Source organism: Streptomyces sp. NPDC032472 (genome assembly GCF_040636955.1).
Classification (GTDB): domain Bacteria; phylum Actinomycetota; class Actinomycetes; order Streptomycetales; family Streptomycetaceae; genus Streptomyces.
The window spans coordinates 58,688-82,814 of sequence record NZ_JBEZVK010000033.1 but is presented as its reverse complement, the minus strand read 5'-3'; the positions used below and the strand labels follow the sequence as shown (position 1 = coordinate 82,814).

At 74.2% G+C, this 24,127-nt stretch carries 17 protein-coding genes and 1 pseudogene; 11 read left to right on the top strand and 7 right to left on the bottom strand.

Annotated elements, in window-relative coordinates:
• Positions 1 to 164: 164 nt before the first annotated feature.
• From AB0F11_RS22840 to AB0F11_RS22825, 4 genes are all read right to left on the bottom strand, one after another.
• On the bottom strand, positions 165 to 4,049 hold the full coding sequence (locus AB0F11_RS22840; protein ID WP_362176671.1) for a multifunctional oxoglutarate decarboxylase/oxoglutarate dehydrogenase thiamine pyrophosphate-binding subunit/dihydrolipoyllysine-residue succinyltransferase subunit: 3,885 nt from the start codon (positions 4,047 to 4,049) through the stop codon (positions 165 to 167).
• A 258-nt stretch (positions 4,050 to 4,307) separates the two neighbouring features.
• Positions 4,308 to 5,360, bottom strand: a complete 1,053-nt coding sequence (locus tag AB0F11_RS22835; protein ID WP_362176686.1) for a HAMP domain-containing sensor histidine kinase — start codon at positions 5,358 to 5,360, stop codon at positions 4,308 to 4,310.
• Between the two features lie 71 nt (positions 5,361 to 5,431).
• Positions 5,432 to 6,175, bottom strand: coding sequence for a response regulator transcription factor (locus AB0F11_RS22830; protein WP_362176668.1), 744 nt, complete (start codon positions 6,173 to 6,175; stop codon positions 5,432 to 5,434).
• A gap of 220 nt (positions 6,176 to 6,395) precedes the next feature.
• Positions 6,396 to 6,644 (bottom strand): hypothetical protein, encoded by a 249-nt coding sequence (locus AB0F11_RS22825; protein ID WP_362176665.1) that lies wholly within the window; start codon positions 6,642 to 6,644, stop codon positions 6,396 to 6,398.
• Between the two features lie 22 nt (positions 6,645 to 6,666).
• Between AB0F11_RS22825 and AB0F11_RS22820 the strand changes: the two genes are divergently transcribed.
• From AB0F11_RS22820 to AB0F11_RS22795, 6 genes and pseudogenes are all read left to right on the top strand, one after another.
• Positions 6,667 to 8,427 carry a glycosyltransferase family 39 protein gene (locus AB0F11_RS22820; RefSeq protein ID WP_362176662.1) on the top strand — a complete coding sequence of 587 codons (1,761 nt, stop codon included), beginning with the start codon at positions 6,667 to 6,669 and terminating at the stop codon, positions 8,425 to 8,427.
• 588 nt (positions 8,428 to 9,015) lie between these two features.
• Positions 9,016 to 9,885 (top strand): annotated as a pseudogene (locus AB0F11_RS22815) (sulfurtransferase); the annotation flags it as partial.
• Positions 9,877 to 10,437, top strand: a complete 561-nt coding sequence (locus AB0F11_RS22810) for a DinB family protein (RefSeq protein ID WP_362176683.1) — start codon at positions 9,877 to 9,879, stop codon at positions 10,435 to 10,437. The pseudogene AB0F11_RS22815 and the gene AB0F11_RS22810, both read left to right, overlap by 9 nt.
• Positions 10,438 to 10,515: 78 nt before the next feature.
• Positions 10,516 to 11,283, top strand: a complete 768-nt coding sequence (locus AB0F11_RS22805; protein ID WP_362176659.1) for a DUF4097 family beta strand repeat-containing protein — start codon at positions 10,516 to 10,518, stop codon at positions 11,281 to 11,283.
• 116 nt (positions 11,284 to 11,399) lie between these two features.
• A complete protein-coding gene (lon, locus tag AB0F11_RS22800; RefSeq protein WP_362176656.1) occupies positions 11,400 to 13,814 on the top strand; it encodes an endopeptidase La in 2,415 nt (804 codons plus the stop codon).
• Positions 13,815 to 13,967: 153 nt separating this feature from the next.
• On the top strand, positions 13,968 to 14,408 hold the full coding sequence (locus AB0F11_RS22795) for a MarR family transcriptional regulator (protein ID WP_361906736.1): 441 nt from the start codon (positions 13,968 to 13,970) through the stop codon (positions 14,406 to 14,408).
• A gap of 451 nt (positions 14,409 to 14,859) precedes the next feature.
• On the opposite strand, the gene AB0F11_RS22790 is transcribed toward AB0F11_RS22795, so the two are convergent.
• Positions 14,860 to 15,633, bottom strand: coding sequence for a protein phosphatase 2C domain-containing protein (locus AB0F11_RS22790; RefSeq protein WP_362176653.1), 774 nt, complete (start codon positions 15,631 to 15,633; stop codon positions 14,860 to 14,862).
• A 400-nt stretch (positions 15,634 to 16,033) separates the two neighbouring features.
• On the opposite strand from AB0F11_RS22790, the gene AB0F11_RS22785 reads away from it, so the two are divergent.
• From AB0F11_RS22785 to AB0F11_RS22765, 5 genes are read left to right on the top strand one after another with little or no spacing between them, the layout of a single operon-like run.
• Positions 16,034 to 19,195, top strand: a complete 3,162-nt coding sequence (locus tag AB0F11_RS22785) for a nitrate- and nitrite sensing domain-containing protein (protein ID WP_362176650.1) — start codon at positions 16,034 to 16,036, stop codon at positions 19,193 to 19,195.
• On the top strand, positions 19,192 to 19,689 hold the full coding sequence (locus AB0F11_RS22780) for a roadblock/LC7 domain-containing protein (protein WP_362176647.1): 498 nt from the start codon (positions 19,192 to 19,194) through the stop codon (positions 19,687 to 19,689). The genes AB0F11_RS22785 and AB0F11_RS22780 overlap by 4 nt, the downstream gene beginning before the upstream one ends.
• Positions 19,686 to 20,120, top strand: coding sequence for a DUF742 domain-containing protein (locus tag AB0F11_RS22775; RefSeq protein WP_362176644.1), 435 nt, complete (start codon positions 19,686 to 19,688; stop codon positions 20,118 to 20,120). The genes AB0F11_RS22780 and AB0F11_RS22775 overlap by 4 nt, the downstream gene beginning before the upstream one ends.
• Positions 20,101 to 20,724: an ATP/GTP-binding protein gene (locus tag AB0F11_RS22770; RefSeq protein ID WP_362176641.1), complete on the top strand. Its 624-nt coding sequence runs from the start codon at positions 20,101 to 20,103 to the stop codon at positions 20,722 to 20,724. The genes AB0F11_RS22775 and AB0F11_RS22770 overlap by 20 nt, the downstream gene beginning before the upstream one ends.
• 57 nt (positions 20,725 to 20,781) lie before the next feature.
• Positions 20,782 to 22,029 (top strand): styrene monooxygenase/indole monooxygenase family protein, encoded by a 1,248-nt coding sequence (locus AB0F11_RS22765; RefSeq protein ID WP_362176637.1) that lies wholly within the window; start codon positions 20,782 to 20,784, stop codon positions 22,027 to 22,029.
• Between the two features lie 10 nt (positions 22,030 to 22,039).
• Here AB0F11_RS22765 and AB0F11_RS22760 read toward each other — a convergent pair whose 3' ends face one another.
• Entirely contained in the window at positions 22,040 to 22,399 is a 360-nt protein-coding gene (locus tag AB0F11_RS22760) for a hypothetical protein (RefSeq protein WP_362176634.1), read from the bottom strand.
• Between the two features lie 71 nt (positions 22,400 to 22,470).
• Complete coding sequence (locus AB0F11_RS22755; protein ID WP_362176631.1) at positions 22,471 to 24,048, bottom strand: C40 family peptidase; 1,578 nt, start codon at positions 24,046 to 24,048, stop codon at positions 22,471 to 22,473.
• Positions 24,049 to 24,127 lie beyond the last annotated feature (79 nt).

The following is a 24,127-nucleotide window of genomic DNA, read 5'->3' as shown; positions in this document are numbered from 1 at the left end:
CCGCCGGGCACCGGGCTCCGCCCGGACCCGCGCCTCAAACGCCGGCGAGGCTGAATTTGCCGGAGCCCGGCTTCGGAAGCCGGCGGGGCTGGGGGCGGTGGGATGCCGGAAGGCCCGGCCCCGTGAGCGGGGCCGGGCCTTCCTTCGTGCGAGCCGCGCAGCGACTAGGCCTCGAAGACCTCGTTGAGCAGCTGCTGCTGCTCCGCCTGGTGCCGCTTCGCGGAGCCGACCGCCGGAGACGAACCGTGCGGACGGGAGATCCGCCGCAGCCGCTCCGCCGGCGGCAGGTCGGCGCCGACCGCCAGGTCGAGGTGGTCGATCAGGTTCAGCGCGATGAACGGCCACGCACCCTGGTTCGCCGGCTCCTCCTGCGCCCAGATGTACTTCGCCGCGTTCGGGAACTTGGCGATCTCGGCCTGGAGCTCCGCACCCGGGAGGGGGTAGAGGCGCTCGATGCGGATGATCGCCGTGTCCGTGATGCCGCGCTTGACCCGCTCGGCCTCCAGGTCGTAGTAGACCTTGCCCGCGCAGAACACGACCTTGCGGACCGCGTTCGGGTCCACCGCCGTGTCACCGATGACCGGACGGAACGAGCCGCTCGTGAACTCCTCCGCCTTCGACGCCGCCGCCTTCAGACGCAGCATCGACTTCGGGGTGAAGACGATCAGCGGCTTGTGGTGCGGGTTGTGGACCTGCCAGCGCAGCAGGTGGAAGTAGTTCGACGGGAGCGTCGGCATCGCGACCGTCATGTTGTTCTGCGCGCAGAGCTGCAGGAACCGCTCCGGGCGGGCCGAGGAGTGGTCCGGGCCCTGGCCCTCGTAGCCGTGGGGCAGCAGCAGGGTGACGCCGGAGGTCTGGCCCCACTTCTGCTCGGCCGAGGAGATGAACTCGTCGACGACGGTCTGCGCGCCGTTGACGAAGTCACCGAACTGGGCCTCCCACAGCACCAGCGCGTCCGGGCGGGCCAGCGAGTAGCCGTACTCGAAGCCCATCGCCGCGTACTCCGACAGCAGCGAGTCGTACACGTTGAAGCGGGCCTGGTCGTCCGACAGGTGCTGCAGCGGGGTGTAGTCCTCGCCCGTCGCACGGTCGATCAGGACGGCGTGGCGCTGGCCGAAGGTGCCGCGGCGGGAGTCCTGGCCGGACAGCCGGACCGGGGTGCCCTCCATCAGCAGCGAGCCGAAGGCGATCGTCTCGCCCATGCCCCAGTCGATGGTGCCGTCGTCGATCATCGCCGCGCGGCGCTGCAGCTGCGGCAGCAGACGCGGGTGGACGGTGTGCGCCTCGGGGATGTTGACCTGGGACTCGGCGATCCGCTTGACGACCTCCGGGGAGACCGCGGTGTTGACCGCGACCGGGAAGTCGGCCTGCTCCGACGGGGTGACCGGCGGGGCGACGGCGGGCTGCGTGGCGGCCTCGCGGACCTCCGCGAAGACCTTCTCCAGCTGGCCCTGGAAGTCCTGCAGCGCCTGCTCGGCCTCTTCGAGGGTGATGTCGCCGCGACCGATGAGGGACTCGGTGTACAGCTTGCGCACCGAGCGCTTCTTGTCGATCAGGTCGTACATCAGCGGCTGCGTGAAGGCCGGGTTGTCGGACTCGTTGTGGCCGCGGCGGCGGTAGCAGATGAGGTCGATGACCACGTCCTTGTTGAACGCCTGGCGGAACTCGAACGCCAGACGGGCAACGCGGACCACGGCCTCCGGGTCGTCGCCGTTCACGTGGAAGATCGGCGCCTCGATCATGCGGGCCACGTCGGTGGCGTACATGGAGGAACGCGAGGACTCCGGGGCAGCGGTGAAGCCGACCTGGTTGTTGATCACGACGTGGACGGTGCCGCCGGTGCGGTAGCCGCGCAGCTGCGACATGTTCAGCGTCTCGGCGACGACACCCTGGCCGGCGAAGGCCGCGTCACCGTGCAGGGCGACCGGCAGGACGGTGAAGTCCGTGCCGCCCTTGTTGATGATGTCCTGCTTGGCGCGGGCCACACCCTCCAGGACCGGGTCCACGGCCTCCAGGTGGGACGGGTTCGCGACGAGCGAGACCTTGATCTGCTCGCCGTCGAGGCCCGTGAAGGTGCCCTCGGCGCCCAGGTGGTACTTCACGTCGCCGGAGCCGTGCATCGACTTCGGGTCGAGGTTGCCCTCGAACTCGCGGAAGATCTGCGCGTACGACTTGCCGACGATGTTGGCGAGGACGTTCAGGCGGCCGCGGTGGGCCATGCCGATGACGACCTCTTCGAGGCGGGCCTCGGCCGCGGAGTCGATGACCGCGTCGAGCAGCGGGATGACGGACTCGCCGCCCTCCAGCGAGAAGCGCTTCTGGCCGACGTACTTCGTCTGCAGGAAGGTCTCGAAGGCCTCCGCCGCGTTCAGGCGGCGCAGGATCCGCAGCTGCTCCTCGCGCTCCGGCTTGGTGTGCGGGCGCTCGATGCGGTCCTGGATCCAGCGGCGCTGCTTCGGGTCCTGGATGTGCATGAACTCGACGCCGGTGGTGCGGCAGTACGAGTCGCGCAGCACGCCGAGGATGTCGCGCAGCTTCATCATCGACTTGCCGGCGAAGCCGCCGACGGCGAACTCGCGCTCCAGGTCCCACAGGGTGAGGCCGTGCTCGGTGATGTCCAGGTCGGGGTGCTTGCGCTGCTTGTACTCCAGCGGGTCGGTGTCGGCCATGACGTGGCCGCGGACCCGGTAGGAGTGGATCAGCTCGAAGACGCGGGCGGCCTTGGTGACGTCGTCGTCGTGGCTGGCGTCGATGTCGCGCATCCAGCGGACCGGCTCGTACGGGATCCGCAGCGCCTCGAAGACGTCGTCGTAGAAGCCGTTCTCGCCGAGGAGCAGGTTGGCGACGATCCGCAGGAACTCGCCGGAGGCCGCACCCTGGATGACCCGGTGGTCGTAGGTCGAGGTCAGGGTCATGACCTTGGAGACGCCCAGCTTGTTCAGGGTGTCCTGCGAGGTGCCCTGGAACTCGGCCGGGTAGTCCATGGAGCCGACGCCCATGATGACCGACTGACCGGGCATCAGACGCGGCACGGAGTGGACGGTGCCCAGGCCGCCCGGGTTGGTCAGGGAGACCGTCACGCCGGTGAAGTCGTCCATCGTCAGCTTGCCGACGCGGGCGCGGCGGACGATGTCCTCGTAGGCCTGCCAGAACTCGAAGAAGTTCAGGGTCTCGGCCTTCTTGATGCCGGCGACGACGAGCTGGCGGTCGCCGTTCGGCTTGACCAGGTCGATCGCGAGGCCGAAGTTCACGTGCTCCGGCTTGACCAGGGTCGGCTTGCCGTCCTTCTCCGCGAAGGAGTAGTTCATCGACGGCATGGCCTTGATGGCCTGCACCATGGCGTAGCCGATCAGGTGCGTGAAGGAGATCTTCCCGCCCCGGGCGCGCTTGAGGTGGTTGTTGATGACGATGCGGTTGTCGAACAGCAGCTTCACCGGGACGGCGCGCACGGACGTGGCCGTCGGCACCTCCAGCGAGGCGTTCATGTTCTTCGCGACCGCGGCGGCCGGGCCGCGGAGCGTCACCAGCTCGGGGCCCGCCGGGGCCTCGGTGGCGGGCGCGGCCTTCGGGGCGGCGGCGGGGGCGGCGGCCGGAGCCTGGGCCTGAGGGGCAGGCGCGGCCGGTGCGGCGGCCGGGGCCTGGGAGGTGACAGTCACAGCAGGGGCACCAGAGGGGGTGGCAGGAGCAGGGGCAGGAGCTGACACAGGCGCGGCGGTCGGGGCGGGGGCTGCAGCGCTCGCCGCCCCCGTGGCGGCGGCGTCGGAGACCTGCGCGGCGACGGCGACGGGGGTGGAGGCCTGTGCGGAGGCGCCATCCGTCGTCGGGGACTTCACCGGCTCGTCGGCCTTGGCGGGAGCGCTCGCGCCCCCCGGCTTGTAGTCGGCGAAGAAGTCCCACCAGGCCCGATCGACCGAATTCGGGTCCTGGAGGTACTGCTGGTAGATCTCGTCGACGAGCCACTCATTGGCGCCGAAGCCCGAGGCAGGGGTCTTCCCGCCTTCTGCTGCTTCGGTCGTTGTGCTCGAGTTACTGGGGGACTGTGGCGACACGGCGGCAACCGCCCTCTTCCGCTTCACAAGGTATGGACAGCGGGAATAAAGGCTACGCCTCCCGGGCGGGGAGATGCAGACCGGGCGGGACTTCCGTCATGTAGGTCACACCGAACGGCGGGTTTCGGGGCCCTGAATGGCGGGAAACCAGCCTGGTTCGGGTAGCGCACAACCGGGTTGCGGCCCCCTGGCTTCGCACCCCTGACGGACCTCGGGCACGTGTGGCCGAGATCATGTCCTTCCCAGTCGAACCCTACGTCAATGCGGCGCCGGAGGACTGCCCGGAAGCGTGACGAGGATGCGGCAGCCCCGTGACGATTCGGCCACGCCGATCCGGCCGCCGTGCAGCTCGACCGCCCAGCGGGCGATCGCCAGGCCCAGGCCGGTGCCCCCGTCGCCACCGCTGGCGCTGCCCCGGTTGAACCGCTCGAAGACCCGGTGCCGCTCGGCCTCCGGGATCCCGGGGCCCTCGTCCACCACCTCCAGGGCGAGGCTCCCGGGCGCCTCGCCGGCCCGGGCCCGGACGGTGACCCGGCCGAGCGCCGGGCTGTGCTTGACCGCGTTGTCGATCAGGTTCGCCACCACCTGGTGCAGCCGCTCGGCGTCCGCGTACGCGGTCAGCCCGGGCGGGAACACGTCCAGGTGCAGGTGCACGTCGTTGCGGGTGTGCCCGCCCGAGCCCGAGGCCAGCCCCGGCCGGCCGGCCGCCGCCAGCCCCGATTCCTTCAGCACGCCCGACAGGTACGGCCACACCTCGAAGCGGCGCGCCTTCAGCGGGACCACCCCGTTGTCCACCCGGGACAGGTCCAGCAGCGTCTCGACCAGCCGGCCGAGGCGCTCCGTCTGCTTCAGCATGGTCCGCATCGTCTCCGGATCGGCCTCGGAGACCCCGTCCACCACGTTCTCCAGCACCGCCCGCAGCGCCGCGATCGGCGTGCGCAGCTCGTGCGAGACGTTGGCGACCAGCTCCCGGCGGTGCCGGTCCACGGCCTCCAGGTCGTCCGCCATCAGGTTGATCGTGGAGGCCAGGTCGCCCAGCTCGTCGCGCCGGCCCGCCCCCCGAACCCGGCGGGTGAAGTCCCCGTGCGAGATCGCCCGGGCCACGCGCGTCATGTCGTCCAGCGGGGCCGTCAGGCTGTGCGCCACGAACTGGGTGATCAGCATCGAGGCGATCACCGAGAACACCGTGATGAAGCGGAGCTCGGTGTCGGTGCGCAGGGCCACCATCAGCAGGCCCGTGGTGATGAAGACCGACACCACCACCAGCGTGCCGAGCTTCGTCTTGATCGAGAACGGGGAGAACGGGCGCAGCCCCCCGCTGTAGGCATCGGCTCCACCGGAGCGGCTGACGCCGCGCCCCCTACCAGGGCGCCCGCCGCCGCTCACGCCTGCGCCGGGGTCTCCAGGGCGTACCCGACGCCGTGGACCGTACGGATCCGCTCCGCACCGATCTTCCGGCGCAGGGCCTTGATGTGGCTGTCGACCGTACGCGTGCCGGAGGCGTCGGCCCAGTCCCACACCTCGGCGAGCAGCTGCTCCCGCGAGAGCACCGCCCGCGGGGTCCCGGCCAGGCACACCAGCAGGTCGAACTCGGTCGGCGTCAGGTGCACGTCCTCGGCCTGCACCCGGACCCGGCGCTGCGCGTGGTCGATCTCCAGGTCCCCCAGGCGCAGGGTGGCCCCGCGCGGGGCGGTCGCGGCCAGCGTCGCCCGCTCCACGCGGCGCAGCAGCACGTGCACCCGGGCCGCGAGCTCGCGCATCGAGAACGGCTTCGTCATGTAGTCGTCGGCGCCGACGCCCAGCCCGACCAGCATGTCGGTCTCGTCGTCGCGCGCGGTGAGCATCAGCACCGGCACCGGGCGCTGCGCCTGGACCCGGCGGCAGACCTCCAGGCCGTCGAAGCCGGGCAGCATCACGTCGAGGACCAGCAGCTCCGGCTGCCAGCTCTCGGCCGCGGCCACGGCGGCCGGGCCGTCGTAGGCCGTCTGCACCTGGAAGCCCTCGGCGCGCAGCCGGGCCGAGATGGCGTCGGCGATGGTGCGGTCGTCCTCGACCACGAGCACGCGCCGCTGGGCGCCGGGGGTGGCCGCGGCGCCGCCGTGGGTGGTGTGCGTCGTCTGTTCCATGTCCCGCCCCTGAAGATCCGCGTGATGGGGGCAGCGTAGAGGAGGCACCGGCCTGCGGCTATGCGGGGTTCAGACAGCGAAAACGCCGGAGGTATGGGTTCCGCTTGGGGGCGGAATCGGGACATGAGCGGCGATGCCGGGCCTTGTGAACGTACCCGAACCGTTACCTCCGGGTGGCGGGCCGGTCTCTCCCGTCGGCGGGCCTCGCGGGCGTACCGCCTCAGCTGCCCTCGAACGGGGGGAGCGCGGACAGGACGTCCGACAGGGCCGCCGGGAGGCTGCCGTCGGCCGCCATCACCTCGAAGCCGCCGTGCACGAAGGCGTACGTGAACCCGTCGTAGACCGTCGGGCCGCCCGTCGGGACCCGCGGCAGGTGCGGGAAGTTTGCCGCCGCGAGCGCACCGCGCAGCCGCGCCAGGCCGTCCGGCGACAGCTTCCCGGCGCCCACCTGCCGGGCCTTGCCGTCCAACCGGATCCAGGAGCCGTCGCCCTTGACCAGCAGGCTGGTGGTCCGGCCGGCGAAGCCGCCGCTGCGGGTGACGGTGACCAGGCGCTCGGCGGGGGAGGAGGGCCCGTTCGTCGGTGTCGGTGTCGGTGTCGGTGTCGGTGTCGGTGTCGGTGTCGGCGTGGGCGTCGGCGGCGGGGTGTTCTGCGCGCTCGGGCCGGTGCTCGTACTGCTGTGTGAGGGGCTCGGCACGGCCCCGTCCGGACCGCCCGCACCGCATCCCGCCAGGGCCACCGCACCCAGCAGCAGCACCGCCGTCGCCGCGCTCCTCGCGTGCACACCCACCCCCGCAGGTATTCGGGCCGACCCCCGAGTATGGAGTCGGCCCCGCCCGTACGGAAAGCACCCGGAGGACGACATCCGCACCGCCGTCCCGCGCTGCCTGCCGCCGCTGCTCGCCCTCCTCCTCGGTCTGTGGGGCCTGGCGCGCGGCGGCGACGGCAGCGCCGGCAGCATGTGGCGCGACGAGGCCGTCACCTGGGAGGTGGCGCACCGGCCGCTCGGCGGGCTGTGGGACCTGCTCGGGCACGTCGATGCGGTCCACGGCCTCTACTACCTCCTGATGCACGGGGTGTTCGGCGTGTTCAGGGCCGCCGGCAGCGACCCGACGGGTGCCGCTGCCGGCCTGTGGGCGCTGCGGCTGCCGTCCGTCGCCGCCACCGCCCTCGCCGCCGCCGGAGTGGCCTCCGTCGGCCGGCGGCTCGCGGGGGAGCGGGCCGGGCTACTGGGCGGCCTGGTCTACGCCGTGCTGCCGCCCGTGCAGATGTACGCCCAGGAGGGGCGCTCGTACGCACTGGTCGCGGCGGCCGTCGTCTGGGCCACGTACCTGATGCTGTACGAGCGCTGGATTGCGTACGGGGCGGTGCTGGTGGCGGGGTGCTGGCTGCACGAGTTCGCCGCCCTGGCGCTCCTCGCGCACGCCGTCACCGCCCGGCGCTCGCCCGGCTGGCGGCGCGCGGCCGCCGCGGTGCTCGTGCTGGTGCTGCCGCTGGCGGTGGTCAGCGCCCGGCAGGCGGAGCAGCAGCTGGGCTGGCTCGGCCGGCCGAAATGGCAGGACTGGGCGGCGTACGCGGTCCTCGCGGCCGGCGTCTGGCTGCTCACCCGCGGCGGGGCGCTGCCGAGGGAGCTGGTCCGGGTCGCCGTGCCGCTGGCGCTGCTGCCGCCCGGGGTGCTCATGGCGGTCTCGCTGGTCCACCCCTGGTACGTCGACCGGTACGTGCTGTACGCCCTGGCCGGGCTTGCCCTCGCCGCCGGGGCCCGGCTCGCGGCCGTGCCCACCTGGCGGCCGTGGGTGGGGGTCGGCCTGCTCCTGCTGCCGCTCGGGTGGTGGTCGGCGTGGCTGCGCACCCCCGACAGCCGCAAGGACGACGCGCTTGCGGTGGCCGCCGCGGTCCGGGAGCGGGCCCGGCCCCGGGACGCGGTGCTGTTCATGCCGGCCCGGCGGCGCGCCTGGCTGCTGTCCTCGCCCGCGGTGTACGGGGGCCTGCGCGACCTGGCTCTGGACCGCTCGCCGGCGGCCTCGGCCTCGCTGTGGGGCACCGAGCTGCCGGCCGCGGAGATCCGGGCGCGGGTCGCGGCCGCCCCGCGGGTGGTGGCCCTGCTGGATCCGGCCGGGCAGCCGCTGGATCCGTACCCGGGGGAGGCCGCGAAGCGGGAGGTTTTGGATGCGGATTTCACCCTGTGCGGGGTGGAGTCGGTCCGCGGAGCCCGCATCGCGGTGTACGCCCGCCGGGGCGCTTGCCGCTGACTGTCCGGTCCGGGGGCTGCCAAGCGCCGCCCGCGCGGGGCGGCCGCCTGGGCGGGCGGGGGTGCCGCCGTCCGGGCGGGCCGGGATGCGGGGCCGGCGGCGGCCGCCCGATTGCCGCCTCGCCGCGTTCGCCGCGCGTCCGGCTGGGGGCGCCGCTGCGCGGAGCGACTCCCCGCCCCGCCCTTTCACCGTTTCCCGGGCTCCGCCCGGACCCGATTCGCCTCAAACGCCGGCGGGGCTTTGAAGATCCCGGACCGCCGCCCGGCAACGGTCGCCCCGTTCGAAGCCGAGGGGCGGCAACACCAGCCTCGCCGGCGATTGAGGCGCGGGGGCTGGGGCGGAGCCCCAGAAGCCCAGGCGATTGAGTGGGGGTCCCCCCGGACGAAGTCTGGGGGAGGGTCCGGGCGGAGCCCGGTGCCCGGCGGAGCCGGGTTGCTCCCCCAGCTACCGCTGGGAGGTGCCCCCAGGGGCTCCGCCCCGGACCCCGTCCGCCTCAAACGCCGGCGAGGCTGAAATGGCCCCGCGGCCCGTGAGGCGGCTGGGGCAAGATGAGGGCACCGTTGTATCGGGGATTCGGGGGACAACCGCATGACCACCGCACACACGACACCGCACGCCGCCGCAGGAGTTGGCCAGGAGGCGGTGGCGCCGCTGGTGGGGGTCGACTGGTTGAGGGCGCGCCTCGGCACGCCCGGGCTGGTCGTCTTCGATGCCTCCGTCGGTGCTCATCGCGGCGCCGCCCGGCGGATCCCCGGGGCCCGGCCCTTCGACCTCGACGGTGCGCTGTCCGACCACGACGCCCCCGCCCCGCACACCATGCCCGGCGCCGCCGCCTTCACCGAGGCGATGCGGGCCCTCGGCGTGGACGACACCGCCACCGTTGTCGTGTACGACGGCGCCGGCATCTACTCCAGCGCCCGCGCCTGGTGGATGCTGCGCGCCATGGGCTTCGACCGGGCCGCCGTCCTCGACGGCGGCCTGCCGGCCTGGACCGCCGCCGGGCTGCCCGTCGAGGACGCGGGGCCGGCGTACGAGGGGCCGCGCGGCTCCTTCACCGCCCGCCCCCGCCCGGGTCTGCTGGTCGGCAGCGATGCCGTCGGCGCCGCCCTGGCCGACCCGGCCGTGGCCGTGGTGGACGCCCGGACCCGGGGGCGGTTCGCCGGCACGGCGCCCGAGCCGCGGCCGGGCCTGCGCGGCGGCCACATGCCGGGGGCGGTCAACCTGCCGTTCGGGGAACTGCTGGGGGAGGGCGGCCTCATGCGGCCCGCCACCGAACTCCGCGAGACCTTCGCGGGGTTGGTCGGGGAGCGGGAGCAGCTGGTCTTCAGCTGCGGGTCCGGGGTCACGGCCTGCGTGCTTGCGCTCGGCGCCGTACTCGCCGGCTACTCCTCCCTCGCCGTGTACGACGGCTCGTGGACCGACTGGGCCATGCGGCCGGAGCTGCCGGCGGTGACCGGCAGGAGGGCGGAGCTCGCGGGCGGGCCCGCGTACGAGGGCCGGTTCGCCGGACCGGCGACGGGGGACGAGCGGAGCATCCTGACCGACGTCCTGGAGGCGCAGCGGGCGACGCTCGAACTGAAGTGCTCGGGGCTCGGCGCCGAACTGGCCCTGCGCTCGGCCGATCCGTCCACGCTCTCGCTGCTGGGCCTGGTCCGGCACCTCGCCGACATGGAGCGGCGCTGGTTCCGGAAGGTCCTGGCGGCCCAGGAGGCGCCGGCCCTGTTCTCGTCGGAGGCGGACCCGGACGGGGACTTCGACGGGGTGGCCCCGCCCGGCCCCGGCACCGCCGCCGCGGCCGAGGCGGCGTGGGCGGCCTGGCGCGCCGAGACCGCGTTCGCCCGCGCCTTCACCGCGGACGCCCCCCACCTCGACGTGGAGGGACAGGACGACGACTGGCGCGGACGGGTCTCCCTGCGCTGGGTCCTGGTCCACATGATCGAGGAATACGCCCGTCACAACGGCCACGCGGACCTCCTGCGCGAACGCATCGACGGCACGGTCGGCCTCTGACCCCGGGGGGATAACCCCACCCCCGGGACGGGTAGCCGCACCATCGGCAACACGATCTCGGTCAGGGAGACTCGGACCATGACTCGTTTCCCCGTCCCATTCCACCCCGTTCGTACGGCCGTTGTCGTGGCCGGCGCCGGACTGCTGCTGGGCGGCTGCTCGTTCGACCTGGCCGATGCCAAGACCCGGACGGCCACCGCCGATGCCGTGGTCGCCGAGGCCGTGACGGCGGTCGAGGTGCCGGACGCCCGCCGCGGCTCCATCGAGGTCACCGCCGGCAGCGGGCCCGGCGTCACGGTCCGCCGCACCGTGCACTACCGCGGCAGCGCCCCGAGGCCCGGGCAGCGGGTCGAGGGCGGGCGGCTCGTGTTCAGCGACGGCTGTCCCGCCGGCGCCGGGGCCTGCTGGGTCGACTACCGCCTGGAGGTTCCGGCCGCCGCCACCGTCAGGCTCACCAGCAGCAGCGGCCGCATCTCGGCCACCGGGGTGGCCGCGGCCGAGCTCATGTCCTCCTCCGGCGCCATCAGGGCCGAGGGCATCACCGGCCCGCTGAAGGTCCGTACGGCCTCCGGCTCCGTCACCGGCGCCGGGCTGTCCGGGCCGAGCGCCGAGGCCGCCGCCTCCTCCGGCGACGTCGCCCTGGAGTTCGCGAAGCCGCCGGCCTCGGTGGCGGCCCGCACGAGCTCGGGCGACGTCACCCTCCGCGTCCCGCGGGCCCCGTACCGGGTCGAGACCCGGACGGCATCCGGCAAGCAGGACGCTTCCCTGGCCTCGGACCCGGCCGCGGCGGCCCGGATCGCCGTCCACACCTCGTCGGGGGACATCCGCCTCGCGGCCGCGGACTGACCGGGCGACAGACCCTCCGGAGCCTGTTCGCCCGGGGCGAACAGGAGTTGGGGAACATCGGGAGGCGCACATGCATTGAGTCGGCATAGCTCAACTTCACTGCCGGAGGGAAGATCATGGCTTCGACGTCCGTAACGCTCACCCTGCCCGTGTTGCCGCTCGACGACGAGGTCGTGCTGCCCGGAATGGTCGTGCCGCTGGACCTGTCCGACGCCGAGGTGCGGGGCGCCGTCGAGGCCGCCCAGGCCGCGGTGCGCAGCGGGAAGCCCCGGGTGCTGCTCGTCCCGCGGGTCGACGGCAAGTACGCCGGCACCGGTGTGCTCGGGACCGTCGAGCAGGTGGGCCGGCTCTCCGACGGGGACCCGGGGGCGCTCATCCGCGGCATCGGCCGCGTCCGTATCGGGGCCGGGACCACCGGGCCCGGCGCCGCGCTCTGGGTCGAGGGCGAGAGCGTCGACGAGCGGCTGGCCGATCCGCTGCCCGGATCCGTCACCGAGCTCGTCAAGGAGTACAAGGCCCTCGCCACCAGCTGGCTGAAGAAGCGCGGCGCCTGGCAGGTCGTGGACCGCATCCAGCAGATCGAGGGCGTCTCCGCCCTCGCCGACAACTCCGGCTACTCACCCTTCCTGACCACGGCCCAGAAGGTGGAGCTGCTGGAGACCGCCGACCCGGTCGCCCGCCTCAAGCTCGCCACCACCTGGCTGCGCGACCACCTCGCCGAGCAGGACGTCGCCGAATCCATCGCCAAGGACGTCCAGGACGGCGTCGAGAAGCAGCAGCGCGAGTTCCTGCTGCGCCGTCAGCTGGAGGCCGTGCGCAAGGAGCTGCGCGAGCTGGGCGGCGAGAAGGAGGGCGAGGAGTCCGACGACTACCGGGCCCGCGTCGAGGCCGCCGACCTGCCCGAGAAGGTGCGCGAGGCCGCCCTCAAGGAGGTCGAGAAGCTGGAGCGCGCCAGCGACCAGTCCCCGGAGGGCTCCTGGATCCGCACCTGGCTCGACACGGTCCTCGAACTGCCCTGGAACGAGCGGACCGAGGACGAGTACGACATCCGCGGCGCGCGCGCCGTCCTGGACGCCGAACACGCCGGCCTCGGCGACGTGAAGGACCGCATCACCGAGTACCTCGCCGTGCGCAAGCGCCGCTCCGAGCGCGGGATGGGCGTCATCGGCGGCCGCCGCGGCGGCGCCGTCCTCGCCCTCGTCGGCCCGCCCGGCGTCGGCAAGACCTCCCTCGGGGAGAGCGTGGCCCACGCCATGGGCCGCAAGTTCGTCCGCGTCGCCCTCGGCGGCGTCCGCGACGAGGCCGAGATCCGCGGCCACCGCCGTACGTACGTGGGCGCACTGCCCGGCCGCATCGTCCGCGCCATCAAGGAGGCCGGATCGATGAACCCGGTCGTCCTCCTCGACGAGATCGACAAGGTCGGCTCCGACTTCCGCGGCGACCCGGCCGCCGCCCTGCTGGAGGTCCTCGACCCCGCCCAGAACCACACCTTCCGCGACCACTACCTGGAGGTGGAGCTCGACCTCAGCGACGTCGTCTTCCTCGCCACCGCCAACGTGCTGGAGGCCATCCCCGAGGCCCTCGCCGACCGCATGGAGCTCGTCCGCCTCGACGGCTACACCGAGGACGAGAAGATCGTCATCGCCCGCGACCACCTGCTGCCCCGCCAGCTGGAGCGGGCGGGCCTCGCCGCCGACGAGGTCGTCCTGGAGGAGGACGCCCTGCGCAAGCTCGCCGGCGAGTACACCCGCGAGGCCGGCGTGCGCACCCTGGAGCGGTCCGTCGCCCGACTGCTGCGGAAGGTGGCCTCGCAGCACGAGCTGGGGGAGAAGGAGCTGCCGCTGCGGATCGGCGCCGATGACCTGCGGGCCCTGATCGGCCGGCCGCGCCACGTGCCGGAGTCCGCGCAGGACCCGGCCGAGCGGCGCACCGCCGTCCCCGGCGTGGCCACCGGCCTCGCGGTGACCGGCGCCGGCGGCGACGTGCTCTTCGTCGAGGCCTCGCTCGCCGACCCCGAGACCGGCGCCGCCGGACTGACCCTGACCGGCCAGCTGGGCGACGTGATGAAGGAGTCCGCCCAGATCGCGCTGAGCTTCCTGCGCTCGCACGGCGCCGAGCTGGAGCTGCCCGTCGCCGACCTGAAGGACCGGGGCGTCCACATCCACTTCCCGGCGGGCGCCGTGCCGAAGGACGGGCCGAGCGCGGGCATCACCATGACCACCGCCCTCGCCTCGCTGCTGTCCGGGCGGCAGGTCCGCACGGACGTGGCCATGACCGGCGAGGTCTCGCTGACCGGGCGGGTCCTGCCGATCGGCGGGGTCAAGCAGAAGCTGCTCGCCGCGCACCGGGCCGGGCTGACCACGGTCATCATCCCGAAGCGCAACGAGGCCGACCTCGACGACGTGCCCGCCGAGGTGCTGGAGGGGCTGGAGGTGCATCCGGTGACCGATGTGCGGCAGGTGCTCCAGCTGGCGCTTGCCCAGGGCCAGGCCCAGGCCCAGCCGGTGGTGCCCGTCACCACGGCCGCCTGAGCCGCCTGAGCCGCCTGAGCACGCCGCGACGGCCCGGGAGTCCCGCTCGGCGGGGTCCCGGGCCGTCGCCGTACCCGCTGCGAAATACTGGAGGCCTCCGGCGCAGGGGCGCCGGGGCCGGGGACGGGACAACGGGATCGACGGGAGCGGCACGTGCACGGCAGCGAAGACCAGGAGTTCCTCGCCTTGGAGCGGGAGCTGTCCGTCTTCCTGCGGCGGGCCCGCGCCTCCTCCGGGGAGATGGCGCGCGCCCTGCACCCGGAGCTGGAGCCCGCCGCGTACGGCCTCCTCGTCCGGCTGGAGGCCGCCGGCCGCCAGCGGGCCACCGAGCTCGCCGCGTACTTCGGGGTCGGCAAGGCCACCATGAGCCGGCAGCTGCGGGCCCTGGAGGTGCTGGGGCTGGTGGCCCGCGAGCCGGACCCGGCCGACGGCCGGGCCTTCCTGGTCGGGCTCACGGAGGAGGGGCGCGAGCGGTTCCTGCGGGTGCGGGGGGCTCGGCGGGAGCAGTACATGCGCAAGCTCGCCGACTGGGACCGCGGCGAGGTCGCGGAACTCGCCCGCCTCCTGAACCAACTGAACCAGGGCGAGGAATAGCCTCGCCTCTGCTTTCTTAGCCGGGGTCCGGCTATTTCAGCCTCGCCGGCGTTTGAGTGGGGGTCCCCCCGGACGAAGTCTGGGGGAGGGTCCGGGCGGAGCCCGGTGCCCGGCGGAGCCGGGTTCCTCGGTGCGCCGCCCCGAACCCCGCGCCGGCGGGGCTGGAATGGCGGGCCCCCGCCCCAAGCGCAGCGGGAGCCTGCGGAGCTTCTGGGGCGCTGCCCCAGACCCCGCGCCTCAAACGCCGGCGAGGCTGGATGTGCCGGCGGGGCTGGAATGGCGGGCCCCCGCCCCAAGCGCAGCGGGAGCCGGCGGAGCTTCTGGGGCGCTGCCCCAGACCCCGCGCCTCAAATGCCGGCGAGGCTGGATGTGCCGGCGGGGCTGGGGTGGCGGAGCGTCGCCGCAGGTTTCGGGGGAGCCGGTGGGGCCGAACACCGGCGGGACGGGAGTGCTACAGCTCCGCGTAGGCCGCCGAGGCGTCGTCGTGGCGTTTGCCGCGGGCGGGCGGGGCGGGCGGGGCCGCCTCCAGGGCGCGGACCCGGGCGATCAGCCCCCGCGCCCCCTCCCGCCGCAGCACCGCAAGGCACCGCGCCCAGTCGCCCTCCGCGAAGGTGTCCGTCCACCGGCTCGCCCCGTCGGTGAGCGCGGCCACCGCCCGGACCCGCTCGCGCGGGGTGCGCCCGGTCACCGCCCGCGCCGCGACCGCCGGGTCCGCGGCCGCCGTGAAGAACCCGCCCTCCGCATTGCGCAGCGCGTCCGCCGTCGCCCGGGTGCGCAGCGCCTCGCGCGGGACCCGGTCGAGGCGGTCGTCCAGGACCGCCGTCACCTCGCCGCCGGGCGCCTCGAGCAGCAGGACGGAGTCCGAGAGCACCAGGTGCTCCACGTACGCCTCGTCCCAGCGGACCAGCACCACCGTCGCCTGTGGCGTGCGCACGTGAGAAAGGTCACACGTGCCGCGGTGGGCGTCGGCGGTGTCGCGGATGGACTCCGCCAGGATCCGGTCCAGCGGCATGTCCCGCCGCGATCCGGACAGTTCGGTCAATCGGCCCCCGAGCCGGGTGGTGAACCACGGAACGCCGTGCGCGCACCCGACGTCGCCGGGTGGCGGCGTGACCCCGTCCAGGGCGACCAGGACGCCGCCACCCGAGGCGGGCGTCGCGGCTGATAGCCAGTCCTCGTTGGGGCGTTCCGGGTTGCCGGGGGCCGTGGCGAGGTCGATGCGCATGCGGACATTCTGCCCGCGGCGCCCCCGCGGGGGGCCGGATCGCCCGGGAAGGTCCGTACCAACTGGCGGTGTCGGGCCCGGGTGCCGCCTCCCCGCCGTCCGGGGCCGCGCGGAGCCCTCCCCGGCACATGTGGGCGCGCATATTGCCAAAGCCCCCATCGATCTTTCAACCACCCCTCGGTGGAGGCGCCCGTAAGTCCCACCTCCGAGTTGGTCGGCAACTCATCCGTGATGTTCACTCGTTCGAGTGGCCGGGTGGGCGATGTGAGGCTCTCTCCCCAACACACTGCAAAGGTCTGAGGCGGTACGAGGGGGCAGGGGGCGTTTACTTGTTGACCGGCCGTTACCTCGGCCACACGAGTAGACGAGCACGAGCACACGTACAGGATTGCGAGCACCGGTGCAGAAGAAGCGGTCTCGGAAGAACGGCACCGCCACCGACGGACCCGCCCCCGCAGGACGCCGCGTCCGCGTGCGCAGCAGGCTGGTCGTCGGTGTCGCCGTCGCCGGACTCACCGTCCTCGCGGCCGGTGCCCCCGCCGTGGTCACGGCGACCCGCGAGCTGAACGACTCCCAGGCGCTGGTCACCCTCGCCGAACAGGCCCAGCACACCCTCACCCTCGCGCACCTCCTCGGCGACGAGCGCGACGCCGCCGTCGAGTACGTGGCCAAGGGCCGCCCCGGCGGCCAGGGCAAGGGCCCCGTGCAGGAGCGGACGGCCCTGACCGACCGGCAGATCGAAGAGGTCAAGGCGGAGGCCGACGAACCCCTCGCCAAGGCCCTCGCCCGCATCCAGGCCGTCCGCACCGAAGCCGTCGACGGCAAGGGCAGCGCCCTCGCCGCCCACCAGGCCTACTCCGCCGTCATCGCGGAACTCCTCGCACCGGGCGACCGGCTCGCCGAGCAGACCCCGCCGCGCGCCGAGGCCGCCCTCGCCACCACCCGCCCGCTGGCCCCCCTCGACCAGGCCGTGGAACAGGCCTCCGCCACCCGCGGGCTGCTCCTCGCCGCGCTGGCCGTCCCCCGCGGCGACCAGCAGCCCGGCGCGGCCGCCTCCGACGAGCTCAGCACCGCCGCCCAGCGGGCCCGCGTACGGGAGCAGGCCGCGCTGGAGGACTTCACGCGCGTCGCCCGGCCCGACGTCCGCCAGACCCTCGCCGCCACCGTCACCGGCCCCGAGGTCAAGGCCGCCGACGACCACCTCAAGCGGCTCACCGAACGCCCCACCCTCTCCGCGTCCGACCGCAAGGGCGACACCGCCGCCGTCGGCTCCGCCCTCACCGCCCGCATCGACCGCATGCGGTCCGTCGAAGCCACCCTCGCCGGGCAGCGGGCCACCGCGCTGGCGGCCCAGCGCGACGACGACGTGACCCGGCTGGAGCTGCTGCTCGCCGTCATCGGCGTGCTGTTCCTCTTCGCCGTCGGCGTCTCCACGGCCGTCGCCCGCTCCCTCACCCGGCCGCTGTCCGTACTGCGGCGCGGCGCGGCCCGCCTCGCGACGCCCGAGGGCTCCGTCGAACCGGTCCGCTTCACCGGCCGCAACGACGAGTTCGCCGAAGTCGTCCGCCACCTCAATGCCGTACGCGACCAGACGGTCGCCCTGCACACCAAGATCGCCGGCCTCGACGCCGACCAGCGCCGCGTCATCGGCCGCAACGAGGCCCTCGCCTCCGGCCGCGACGCCCTGGAAGCCGAACTGAAGCAGCTGCGCGAGAACCTCGAAGAGCACCGGCGCGTCATGTCGACGACCTCGGTGTCGCTGTCGCTGCGCACCCTCGGCCTCGTCGAGCGCCAGCTCGCCGTCATCGAGGAGCTGGAGGCCAAGGAGCAGGACCCGGACCGGCTGGAGACCCTCTTCAAGCTGGACCACCTGGCGACGGTGATGCGCCGCCACAACGAGAACCTGCTCGTCCTCGCCGGCCAGGAGCACGGCCACGGCGCCGGCGCCCCGGTGCCGCTCGTCGACGTCATGCGGGCCGCGGTCAGCGAGATCGAACGCTACGAGCGCGTCGACCTCGCCGTCCTGCCCGCCTTCGTGCAGGTCGCCGGGCACGCCGCCGACGACCTCTCGCACGTGCTGGCCGAACTGCTGGAGAACGCGACGACGTTCTCGCCGCCCGGCGCCAAGGTCAAGGTGTCCGGCCGCCTGCTCGACGGCGGCGACGTGGTGCTGTCCGTCGTGGACGAGGGCATCGGCGTCACCGCCGACCGGCTGGAGGCGCTCAACGCCCGGCTGGCCACGCCCGAGGCCTACGACGAGGAGTCCGAGGCGGAGCACGGCCTCGGCCTCGGCCTGTACGTGGCCGGACGCCTCGCGGCCCGGCACGGCGTCACCGCGGAGCTGCGCGCCCCGCAGCACGGCGGCACCGAGGCCGTGGTGGTCGTCCCGGCCGCCCTGCTGCCGGACGGCCCGCCGGCCTCGCCCTCGCCCGTCCACACCTTCGCCTCGGCCACACCCGGCCTGCCGCACTACCAGCTCCCGGGCGTGGTCGCCGAGGCCAACGAGAACACCCTGCAGCCGCGCCTCCGGCCGGCGGCGGAGGGGGACTTCGGCGTGGCGGCCGGTACGGATTCCGGTGCTGCCGGTGCCGATTTCGGTGCTGGTGCTGCCGGTGCTGCCGGTGCTGCCGGTGACTCCGGGTTCGGTGTCGGGCCGGATGCCGGCGCCGCCATGGGATCCGGACCCGCCGACGGCTCGGACGCCGACCCGCTGACGGGCTCGCAGCCCCTCGCCGACGGGTTCGCCGCCGGGCCGGCCGACGTTGAGCCCGTTTCGGATCCCGCGGCGGATGCCGCCCGGGTGCGGGTTCCCGCGCAGGGGGCGGCGGGCGGGGCCGGGCTGCCTCCGGCCGAGCAGGTCTTCACCGTCCGGGCCGCCGAGGCCGCCGACGCCGGGGCAGACGCGGACGGCGCCGCGGCCGCGGCCGGGCCGGCCCCGCTGCCGGCGCGCGAGCACGCGCCGCAGGACGGGCTGCCGCCCGCCGAGCAGGTGTTCACTGCGCAGACCCCGGCCGACCGGGATCCCGGAGACGAACTCCTCGCGCGCATCGTCCCCGACGCAGAACCGGGCGCCTTCGCGGTGCCCGACCCCGGCCCGGCGGCCGCGGAGTCCTCGACCGACCCCGCGCAGTCGGCCCTCGTAACGGAAGAGAACCCCTCGCCCGACGCGGAACGGCTGCCCCCGGCCGACCAGGTCTTCACCGCGGACGGCGCACCGGCGGAACCGCACCGGCACGCACCCGCCGAGGACGACTGGGTCCCGCGCCAGGGGAGCCACCCCGACGCGGCGCCCGAGGCCGTCACCGAGGCCGTCACCGCCAAGGGCCTGCCCAAGCGGACCCCGCGCACCGTGGCCGCCGGCGGCCGGGCCCACCCCGGCAGCGGCACCGCCCCCGGTGCCGGCCCGGCCCGGCCCGCACCGCGCCGCGTCGACGCCGACGAACTGCGGCGCCGGCTCGGCGGGTTCTACCAGGGGACGCGGGACGGGCGGCGCGTCGTGGCCGCCGAGCTCGCACAGGACACCGACCAGGGGGACACCGCACAGGAGGACGCACGCACATGACCGCGCCCAGTACGTACGGACTGAGCACCCAGGCCCGCAACCTGCAGTGGCTGCTGACGGACCTGGTCGAGGAGGTGCCCGGCGTCAACTCCGTCGCCGTCGTGTCCTCGGACGGGCTCCTGCTGCTGTCCTCCGACCCCGCAGGCGCCGCCGCGAGCGCCGTGGGCGCCGGCGGGGGCGCGGGCGCCCCGAAGGGTCCGCGCGGTGCGTCCGCCGACCTCGCCACCATCGTCTCCGGCCTCGGCAGCCTCACCACCGGCGCCGCCTCCCTCATGGACGGCGGGGCGGTCAAGCAGACCATGGTGGCGATGGAGTACGGTTCCGTCTTCGTCATGGCCATCAGCGACGGCTCGCTGCTCGGCGTGCACGCCACTCCGGACTGCGACATGAGCGTCGTCGCGTACCACATGGCCCTGTTCGTCGGACGCGCCGGACACGTCCTGACGCCCGAAGTCCGCAGCGAGCTGCGCCAGTCGATGGAGAAGACCACGTGAGGAGCCCGGCCCCGGCATCCGACCGGCTGCCGATACGCGGGGCCGACCGCCGGCCCGCCCGCGTCCGCCCGTACTCCCTGACGGGCGGCCGCACCCGTTTCACGCAGGTCCTGCACGTGGAGACCTTCGTCGCCGCGCTCGACACGCGCGCCTCGCAGCCGCAGAAGCCCGACGGCGACGCGGGCGCCGGAGCCGGCGCCGGCTCGGCCGACCGCATGCCCGAGATGCCGGCGATCGTCGAGGTCTGCCGCCGCATGCGCACCATCGCCGAGATAGCCGCGCTGCTGAAGCTGCCGCTCGGCGTGGTCCGCGTCCTGGTCAGCGACCTCGCCGACCAGGGAAGGATCCGCGTCTACGGAACCGGGCACGGCCCCGGCCGTCCCGACCGCGCACTGCTCGAAAGGGTGCTCAGTGGCCTTCGCCGTCTGTGAGACCGCCACCGTCATCGACGACGAGCCCGTCCAGCCCTGGCAGTACGACCGCTCCCGCGCCCCCGTCGCCGTCAAGGTGCTGGTCGCGGGCGGCTTCGGCGTCGGCAAGACCACGTTCGTGTCGTCCGTCTCCGAGATCACCCCGCTGCGCACCGAGGCGGTGATGACCCAGGCCAGCCTGCCGACCGACGACCTGTCGGCGACGCCCGACAAGAACACCACCACCGTCGCGATGGACTTCGGCCGGATCACCCTCGCCGACGACCTCGTGCTGTACGTGTACGGCACGCCCGGCCAGGAGCGCTTCTGGTTCATGTGGGACGACCTGGTGCGCGGCGCCATCGGCGGCATCGTCATGGCCGACACGCGCCGGCTGCGGGACTGCTTCCCCGCCCTCGACTACTTCGAGAGCTGCGGGCTGCCGTACGCGGTCGCGGTCAACCACTTCGAGGGCTCGCGCTCGTACGAGCCGGAGGACGTGCGCGAGGCGCTCACCATCCCGCCCCACGTCCCCGTGATGATCATGGACGCGCGGCGCCGGGAGACGGTCGTGGACTCGCTGACGACGCTGGTCGCCCACGCCCTCGACGCGACGCCCGAGTAACGGTCCGCTCATAGCTCCCGCTCAAAGCTCCGCACCTGCCCGAAACGAGAACGTGAGATGCGCAAGATACTCGTCGTGGGGGCCGGCCAGTCCGGCCTCCAGCTCGCCATCGGCCTCCAGTCGAAGGGCTACGACGTCACCCTCATGTCCAACCGGACCGCGGACGAGATCCGCACCGGGCGGATCATGTCCACGCAGGTCATGTTCGACACGGCGCTCCAGCACGAGCGGGACCTCGGGCTCAACTACTGGGAGCGGCTCACCCCGCGCATCGAGGGCATCGGCGTCTCCGTGGCCGGCCCCGACGGCGCCCGGGCCGTGGACTGGCTCGGCCGGCTCAAGGCGTACGCCCAGTCGGTGGACCAGCGGCTGAAGATGGCCGGCTGGCTCGACACCTTCGTGCAGCAGGGCGGCCAGCTCGTCATCCACGGCGCGTCCGTCGCCGACCTCGACTACTTCTCCCGCACGTACGACCTGGTGCTCGTCGCGGCGGGCAAGGGCGAGCTCGTGTCGATGTTCGGGCGGGACCCGAAGCGCTCCCCGTACGGCACGCCGCAGCGCGCGCTGGCCCTCTCGTACGTGCACGGACTCCGGCCGCGTCCCGAGCACCCGGGGACGGAGGCGGTGCGCTGCACCCTGGTGCCGGGCGTGGGCGAGCTGTTCGTCATGCCGACCCTGACCACGTCGGGGCGGGCGGACATCCTGTTCTGGGAGGGGCTCCCGGGCGGGCCGCTCGACGTGTTCCGCGGGGTGAACGACCCGTCGGAGCACCTGGAGCTCACCCTGGAGCTGATGGAGAAGTTCACGCCCTGGGAGTACGAGCGGGCGGTGGACGTCGAACTGACGGACGCGGGCGGCACGCTGGCCGGCCGGTACGCGCCGGTCGTCCGCAACCCCGTAGGGCGGCTGCCGGGCGGCGGGCTGGTGCTGGGCGTCGCGGACGTGGTCGTCACGAACGACCCGATCACCGGGCAGGGCTCGAACTCCGCGGCGAAGTGCGCCGCCTCGTACCTGTCGTCGATCCTGATGCACGGGGACAAGCCGTTCGACGAGGCCTGGATGAAGGCGACCTTCGACAAGTACTGGTTCACGACCGGCAAGCCGGTGACCGACTGGACCAACGCGATGCTGGGCGCGCCGCCGGCCCACGTGATGGACCTGATCGGGGCGGCGGGGACGTACCAGGCGGTGGCGGACCGTTTCGCCAACGGCTTCGACAACCCGTCCGACTTCGACGCGTACTTCTACGACGCCGAGGACACGGCGGACTACCTGGCGCAGGCCGCGGCGGCCGCGGGCCGGTAGCGCCGGGCCCCTACCCGGCCGGGAGGCCGAGCACCATCAGGACCACCGCCGCCGGCGGCAGCACCGCGCACCAGGCCGTGACGCGGCGCGCCGCTGCATACCGGCCGGTGCGGGGCATCGGCAATGCGGCCAGCAGCAGGGCGGGGGTCGCGAAGAGCGTCGCCTGCCAGCACACGGCTATGGCCGCGAGGGCGGCGTCCAGGCTCGCCGAGCAGTTGTCGGGACCGCAGCCGTCCGTGGCCATGGGGGCCAGCCCGCCGAACATCAGGGCCACCGGGGTGAGCAGGATGGCGAGGACGGCGGGCCAGACCAGCGAAACGGAGGGAGCGGCGGCTTCGGCTTCGGCTTCGGCTTCGGCGGTGTCGTTCATGCCGTCATTGAACGGCGCCGCGCGGCCCGGGCACCTCGGCGGCGGTACTCAACTCGCGTCCGCCCGGATACTCATGGGGCCGGGTCCGGGTCCGGGTCCGGGTCCGGGGCCGGGTCCCGGGCGGGGGCCTCGGCGGCGGAGTAGCCCGTGTCGTCGCCGTCGGCTGGTGCCTCGGGCAGCGGTGGAAGGCTGTAGGCGGCCAACGGGGTTCCGTCCGGGTCGGGCCGTACCGCGCCGAGGAGCGGGTTGGCGGCGAGCGGGGAGACCTTCACCGGGGCTCCGGGGCGCGGGGCGTGGACGACCTTCCCCTCGCCGAGGTACAGGCCCACGTGCGTGGCGGTGGGGAAGTAGACCACCAGGTCACCCGGCCGCAGGGCGTCCAGCGGGACCCGCGGCAGCTGCGCCCACTGCTCCTGGCTGGTACGGGGGATGGCCCGGCCGGCGTGCGCCCAGGCCTGCGAGGTGAGCCCGGAGCAGTCGAAGGCTCCCGGCCCCTCCGCGCCCCACACGTACGGCTTCCCGATCTGGGCGGTGGCGTAGGCGACGGCCGCGCCGCCGGCGGCCGTGGGAGTACGCGCGGGAGCCGCGCCGGGAGCGCCGAGGCGGCCCGAGGCCAGCAGGTCGCGCTGCGCGGCGGCGGTGTCCTCGGCCTCGCGGGCGCCGACCCGGACGAGCTGGTCGGCGGTGAGGGCGGAGAGCATGCGCTCCACCTCCCGGAGGCGGAGGTCCGCCCGGTCCTTGAGCTTCTTCGTCCGGGCGGCGCCGTCCTGCTGGGCGTCGAGGGCCTTGCGGGCGGCGGTGGCGAGGGCGTCGGCCCGGCGTTCGCCGCGGGCGAGGCGGGTCAGGACCCCCGCCTGGCGGGCGCTCTCCCGGGCGGCGAGCCGGCGCTGGTCCTGCGCCGCCTGGAGGTCGCCGGTGAGCAGCATCCGGGCGTACGGGGACAGGCCGCGGGCCGACTGGTACTGCTCCCGGGCGAGCCGCCCGGCGGCGGCCCGTTCGGCCCCGAGCGCGGCCCGGGCCCGCCCGAGCTCGGTGCTCAGCCGGCGCTCGTCGTCCTGCCGGGCCTTGAGCGCGGCCGCGGCGGCGTCATAGGCCTCCGCGGCCTCCTCGGCCTCCCGGTAAAGCCCCTGAAGCCGGGTCAACAGCCCCCCGACGTCATCCCCCTCCCGCGTGGCGGCGGCGGCTGCGGGCGCCGGCGCGGGCCCGGGCGCGGACGTGGAGGCCGAGGCGGACGCCGTGGGCGCAGCGGAGGCCTGCACCGGGCCGGAGGGGGAGGCGGAGGCCGTGGGCACAGCAGAGGCCCGCACCGAGCCGGGGCCGGAGGCGGACGCGGACGCAGACGCGGATGCGGATGCGGACGCTGTCGGCACGGTGGAGGCCCGAAGGGAGCCGGAAGGTCCGGAGGCGGAAGGTCCGGAGGCGGAGGCGGAGGCGGAGGCAGTGGCCCTGGCGGCCGCCCGAACCGAGGCGGAGGGTGAGGCGGCCGACGGGGACACCGTGACCCCGACCCGGGGCACGGCGGACGGGGACACGTCGGGCTTGGCCTCGGGCGAGGAGGCGGGACGCGGCTCGGCGTGGGTGAGGGAGAGCGGGCAGGCCGTGAGCAGGACGGCGGCGATGCAGGCGGCATGGAGCAGACGGCGTGGCATGGAAGCACCTCCGGGGCCGCCGATGCTGCCACGCCCGGTATGACAAACCACCCACCGCGGACGGCCACGTCACCACCCT

Excerpts from the sequence above, each read along its gene's own strand:
- AB0F11_RS22830 (WP_362176668.1), bottom strand. The coding sequence starts at position 6,175 with ATGGAACAGACGACGCACACCACCCACGGCGGCGCCGCGGCCACCCCC.
- AB0F11_RS22805 (WP_362176659.1), top strand. The coding sequence starts at position 10,516 with ATGACTCGTTTCCCCGTCCCATTCCACCCCGTTCGTACGGCCGTTGTC.
- lon (WP_362176656.1), top strand. The coding sequence starts at position 11,400 with ATGGCTTCGACGTCCGTAACGCTCACCCTGCCCGTGTTGCCGCTCGAC.
- AB0F11_RS22790 (WP_362176653.1), bottom strand. The coding sequence starts at position 15,633 with ATGCGCATCGACCTCGCCACGGCCCCCGGCAACCCGGAACGCCCCAAC.
- AB0F11_RS22780 (WP_362176647.1), top strand. The coding sequence starts at position 19,192 with ATGACCGCGCCCAGTACGTACGGACTGAGCACCCAGGCCCGCAACCTG.
- AB0F11_RS22765 (WP_362176637.1), top strand. The coding sequence starts at position 20,782 with ATGCGCAAGATACTCGTCGTGGGGGCCGGCCAGTCCGGCCTCCAGCTC.
- AB0F11_RS22760 (WP_362176634.1), bottom strand. The coding sequence starts at position 22,399 with ATGAACGACACCGCCGAAGCCGAAGCCGAAGCCGAAGCCGCCGCTCCC.
- AB0F11_RS22755 (WP_362176631.1), bottom strand. The coding sequence starts at position 24,048 with ATGCCACGCCGTCTGCTCCATGCCGCCTGCATCGCCGCCGTCCTGCTC.